This is a genomic window from Chitinophaga varians, from assembly GCF_014529945.1.
GTDB classification, from domain to species: Bacteria; Bacteroidota; Bacteroidia; order Chitinophagales; family Chitinophagaceae; genus Chitinophaga; species Chitinophaga varians.
On sequence record NZ_JACVFB010000013.1, the window covers coordinates 1 to 5,357 of the forward strand.

Here is a 5,357-nt window from a genome sequence, read left to right on the forward strand (position 1 = left end):
ATACACCTGTTGCTCCAGCATGGCCTGCGACAAAGTATTCGGCGCGGTGATGCCATTGGTTTTACCATCCTGGTTCACGCCCCAGCCACGGATAACACCATAGATATGGTCATGGTCCCTTTCCGCATCTTCCAGCCGCTTTAACATGATCACGCCCACGCCTTCTCCGGGCACAAAACCATTCGCCCGCTGATCGAAGGTGAAGCAGCGCCCGTCGGGCGACAGCATTCCTGACTGTGCGCTCATGATATGCATGGCAGGCGTCGCCATCACATATACGCCACCTGCCAGCGCCAGGTTGCTGCTGCCATTGAGCAGGCTGTCGCACGCATGGGAGATCGCTACCAGCGAAGAGGAACAGGCGGTATCAACAGAGATACAGGGGCCCTGTAAATTCAGAAAATAAGAAATACGCGCTGCCAGAATAGAGGCGGAAGCCCCGGTGAAGCCGTGGGCACTCAGCTGATGTTTCCGGGACTGTTGGTGGTAGTCACCGGTGGCGCAACCTACATATACGCCGCATTTGCTCCCGGATAATTCCTGCGGATTGTATCCCGCATGTTCGATAGCGTGCCAGCAAGTCTGTAAGAACAGGCGTTGCTGCGGGTCCATTCCTTCTGCTTCTGCCGGAGATATATTAAAAAATAACGGATCAAACAGATCATATTCCTCCAGGGCGCCCATCCATCTGCTATAAGTCTTTCCTTCCATCGCTTCACCTTCCTGATAGTATGCGTCTATGTTCCAGCGGTTGGCCGGCACTTCCACGATATTGTTTTTACCATTGGCGATGTTTTGCCAAAATGCGGCGATATCCTTGGCGCCCGGAAACTGGCCAGCCATGCCCACTACCGCAATGGGCTGCGATGCATACACCGGCTGCGCGGTTTCCGTGGTCCGGAGCACGGCTTTCTGCCGCCATGACCGCAGCTTTCCTGTTGTTACAGCAGGAAGCATTTTTTTGGCACGGACAACAGGCTGTCCTTGTGGCCATGTTCCCGCCTTTTCCGCTTCTTCCTTTACATGATTGGCCAGTTGTGCAATGGTAGTATAGCTGTAGACAACCGTAGCCTGGATAGCCGTCTTGTATTTATCATTGATCTTTCGGATAAAGGTGACGCCTGTGATAGAATCCAGGCCCAGCTCCACAAACTGCCTGTTTTCACTGATCTCTTCTTCTTCCAGCTGTAGTTCTTTCGCCAAAATATTTTTAAGTCCGGAGATAATAGCAGGCAACACATCCGCATGATGAGGCGTAACAGGAGCAGTGGCTGGCCGGCTCACCGGCACACCCGCTTTCTCTGCCGCTGTTTTCACATAGCTGCCCAACTGCGCAATGGTGGTATAGCTGTAAACAACGGTGGCCTGAATGGACGTGTGGTACTGTTCATTGATTTTGCGGATGAAGGTAACGCCCGTGATAGAGTCTAGTCCCAGATCTACAAACTGCGTATGCTCATCCACCTCGTCTTCCTGTAGCTGCAGTTCTTTTGCCAGCAGGGCTTTGAGTCCGGACACCATCTCCGGCAGCGAGACCGTTTCCTGTTGCGGTGCAGCAGATAGCGGTTGTTGCGGCGTATATCCGTCCCGGTTATCAAATTGCTGTTCAATCTGTTGCAGGGTATCTCTATGGCCAACGAAAGTCTGTTCGTGCATGGCCAGTTCAAGGCGACAAGCTTCGTCCACCCGGCTGGACAGGCCATTCGTCAGCTGTTGTTTGAGTGCTACCAGGCTGCTCCGCGGATGCTGCGCGATTTGTTCCGCCAACCTGAAAGCGGCGGCTAATAACTCTTTCCGCGGCCATACCGGGAAAGGCAAGCCTTTACTCCGCAACTCGTTGCCGGTATATTCCCTGGCGGTGAGCAGTGTTTCGTGGGAGAGGTCGTACCCTGTTTTATAGGGGAAGATGAAAGTAGCGCCTGCGCCGGGAGTAAATCCATAACGCATATACGGACTTACATAGTGACTTTCTTCACTGAACAGGACGATATCTGCGAACATGCCCATAGACCAGCCCGCGCCGATACCATGGCCCTGCATCGCTGCTATGACCGGGATGTCGCAATCCATCGCCAGCCGGAAGATGCGCGTATCGGTAAATTTCGCTTTCCCATCCTGGATAGCGAGCAGACTCTCTTTCGTGCCGCCAGATGCAAAGTAGCTGTCATAGCCCGTCAGGACCACCACTTTATAGACTGGATTGGCCGCAATATGGGCAAACACTTCCGTCATGCCTTCTATCATGGCCGGAGAGAACATGTTCTTTGCTTCCCGGTCTTCCATCCTCACTTCCACGATACCTGCCGGATGCACCGTAGCACGAACAACCTCCGACTTCAGTATGATCGCCTGCGGCAGTGGCCTGGTGGATTCGGCCTCGGGCAGTGACCAGGCCGGCAACTGCGACAGCTGTTCTCTGACAAAGGCGGCTCTTTGTTGTTTTCGGTCCCTGATGACGGTTAATGGCCAGCGGCTCCGGGAAACAGCCAGCGACATGGCTTTCGCCAGTACCGCCGCTTTTCCGGCAATAGTCACTGTTCTGGTTAACCGCTGCAAGGCGGCGCCCGTATAGGTTCCGCCGGTCAGCATAATTTCCTGACCAGCATAACGGCCCATGCCGTACGAAAAGAGCGTGGCTGCCCGTTGCGCCAGCGCAGGCGCTTGCAGGAGGCCGGACAAAGTATAAACGCCGGCTTCGTGGTATACGCAGGCATCACAACATTGGCCGACCAGCCAGCCGGCCGCACCGGCATTGGCTTCTATAGCGGCGATCACCGGAATAGCGGATGTCAGTAAGAGGTCCGTCAGCGTAATGATGGTTGTCTCCTCGGTCGTGATATCCGGTACGGATATGAACTCAGTATCGTCGCTTCGGAGTACGATCGCTTTATAGGCTGTACTCTGGTTTACCCGGGTCATTACTTCTTCCAGTTCCGCTACGATATGTTTCAGGGTATATTTTTTTCTGCGGGCGGGCAGATGGATGGTCAGTATGTCCGCAGCATCACTTTCCAGTTTCAGTAGTTTGGAGTTAGCGACGATGTCGGTCATGTTGCCGGTCGGTTCTGCTGCGGTTTCCATTAACGCTACCGTCGTTAGTTGTTCGGTCAGCGCGGCCATGTCACGGCCCAGGTGCTGTTTCAGCAGGCGCAGCGCCTCCGCAGGCTTCGACGCCAGATCTGACGCCAGCTGCTGCGCATAGGACATCGCGTCCGGAACCGGCAGTACGAGGCAATTCGCCTCTTCGGCAGACAAATCAAATTCATGACCGAAACGTTCCCGTAACAATGTCTCTTCTGCCATCGTCGGGAACAGTCCTGCTGCCGGATCTGTGTAATAATATTTTCGTCCCTCGCTGCCTATCATAAAATCACACAACGCGGCTGCCAGGAAGCCCGCCCCTGTTGCATGGCCAGTCATCACGGCAATCACAGGATAAGGAAAAGCAACGATCGTACGATAGAGCTGCTGCGTTACGGCTTCATTATAAGCCTCTCTTCCACCTTCCAGAAATACGGCGTCATTTCCCTGCAGCAGCAGGACCTTCAACGAAGACTGCTGTTGCGCAAACACAAGCGCCTGCTGCAACTGCGTGATCAGCTCACGGGAAAGATAACTATCAGCAAGCCTGATGGCATACACGCCATTGCCATGGTCCAACAAACTCAGCGCAGCTGGCGCCGGCGGGTTGATGCTGGCGGCAGACAGGCTCACCGTGCCCTTTTCGGCCACCACCCGGTTTACGGCGAATGCAGCCGGTGCGACTAATGAGATATTGCCGGGCTTTTTCAGAATGGGTTGTTGAAACGGCAGCATGGTCGCGGCTACGTTGCCGGGTATACGAATCTCTTTCGGGTCAGGTGATGCCATGTCCAGGGATTGTATTGCAGACGGCATTACCACTTCCTGCATGCTCTCCATATAATGTACGCCCAACAGCTGTACGCAGATATTTCCCTGTAGATCGCACAGATCGATGTCTACCCCGTTCGCCGCCTGACGCACCCAGGCAAACATCTCCTCTGGGCAGTCATGGAGGACACGTACCGTATTGATCAAATTAAATTGTAATGACCGGCGCAACCCTGTCACCAACACCATACTTGCCTGTAAGGCGCCTTCCATTATCACAGGATGCAGCATAAAGGCAGCATGACCGGCTACCGCCGGTACCTTCAGGTGTGCCAGCAGCTGCTGCTCTCCGCGATAGATCGCCACAATAGCCTGATAAGAAGCACCGTAGCTCGAAGTAGCATAAACCTCGTCGGCATGTAACAACGCTCCGTTCAGGCGTCTTTTTAACTGCGTTATATCCAGTTTTGCCGGAGATGATTTTGCGGTGATAGAAACATGTCCCTGGCAATATACCGTATCAGCATCCCCGTCAGGGCTATATATTTCAAAGTCAATGGCAGTATTATTTTTAGCGAGCAAGGCTATATTCACCTCCCGGGGCCCATTCAGCAGCAAGGGCGCTTCCCAGGTCATCCGGTGTATTTCCAGCTGCCGGGCGGCAGCCTCCGGCAACGCCTGGCAAATCGCCGCCCGCGCCATCTCCGGGAAGACAGCAGCGGGTAATTCTTTGTGCAGGGAATCACCGGCCATAAACAATTCATCTCCCGTGAAAGTGGCACTATATCCCTGTTCCTGTAAACTGGAGATATTCCGGTGCAATAATGGATGTAACACCTCCACGGCAACACGATCTTCCTGCGCTTTCGTGGTGACGGCTGTCCAGTAATGCTCTCGCGCGAAAGGACACACCGGCAGACTCATCAACGCAGGCGTAACATGTCCATACAAGCGGCGCCAGTCGATGGTTTGCCCCTGCACCCATGCTTCCAATAGAGGTGATAACTGCTGGTAATCCGGAGATATCTCAGGAAAGTGCTGCTCCCGTTTCACCTGGCCCCGGTATATACCGGACACCTTTTCACCATGGAGATAGCTCTGTAGTTTGGCAGTCAGTTCATCCGGTGAACTAACAACAACGCCCATACGCTCATCCATCGCCTCTCTGCCAACCTGTAAAGTATAAGCCAGCGAAACCAGGTGCAGCGGCCTGTTCTCCTGTGCGGCCGTACGGATAAACTGTACCAGCTCTTGTACCTTCTGTTGCAGCTGCGCCGCCGTCCGGGCAGACAACGGAACGACCATCGCCCCGGAAGGTGATACCGCACGCTCCGGCGCAACGTATTCCTGGAGGATGATATGAGCATTGGAGCCACCAGCGCCAAATGCAGATACGCCTGCCAGGCGTGGTAACACCACGCCGTTGACAACGGGTTGTTCCCAGCTTCTCAGCGTCTGGTTCACCACAAAAGGTGTCTGCTCAAAATCGATATGTGGGTTCAATC

1 protein-coding gene is annotated in these 5,357 nt (G+C 54.2%); it reads right to left on the bottom strand.

The annotated features are described in order from the left end of the window. On the bottom strand, positions 1–5,357 hold a 5,357-nt coding region (locus tag ICL55_RS34805), incomplete at both ends, for a polyketide synthase (RefSeq protein ID WP_188106678.1).